We start from the raw sequence: 515 nt of genomic DNA, 5'->3' as shown, positions 1-515 counted from the left end.
TGGCCGTATCGGTTAGTTGAAAGGTTACTTTCAGTTGATTCTCGGTTCTTACTTGGTTGGTACAAGTCAAAGACTTATACCGCACTTTACTAACTTTCTTATCTAGTTTTCAAAGAACAACTTTCTTTGGTGGAGCCTAGCGGGATCGAACCGCTGACCTCCTGCGTGCAAAGCAGGCGCTCTCCCAGCTGAGCTAAGGCCCCATTATGGGATATAAAGTGTTAGTGGATGCTTTCTTATGGTAGAGAAAGTGGGCCTAAATGGACTCGAACCATCGACCTCACGCTTATCAGGCGTGCGCTCTAACCAGCTGAGCTATAGGCCCGTCAATAAAAAGCGCCTCTTTCTGTAAGAAGAAAAAAGTGCTTACCACTAACTAGAGATTAATCTCTCAAAACTGAACAAAACAGAAGATAAAACAAAAGCAGGTTTCCTTTTCCTTAGAAAGGAGGTGATCCAGCCGCACCTTCCGATACGGCTACCTTGTTACGACTTCACCCCAATTATCTGTCCCA

General features: G+C 44.9%; 2 tRNA genes and 1 rRNA gene. All 3 read right to left on the bottom strand.

The window, feature by feature from the left end:
- Positions 1–127 precede the first annotated feature (127 nt).
- Positions 128–203 (bottom strand) — tRNA-Ala (locus DUK53_RS17090).
- 48 nt (positions 204–251) lie between these two features.
- Positions 252–325: transfer RNA gene (locus DUK53_RS17085), tRNA-Ile, on the bottom strand.
- 119 nt (positions 326–444) lie between these two features.
- A 16S ribosomal RNA gene (locus DUK53_RS17080) occupies positions 445–515 on the bottom strand; the annotation flags it as partial.

It is taken from the genome of Listeria sp. SHR_NRA_18 (genome assembly GCF_003856515.1).
In the GTDB taxonomy this organism is placed as follows: domain Bacteria; phylum Bacillota; class Bacilli; order Lactobacillales; family Listeriaceae; genus Listeria_A; species Listeria_A newyorkensis.
Note: the sequence above shows the minus strand (reverse complement) of the source record. Positions and strands in the feature narration are given on the sequence as shown.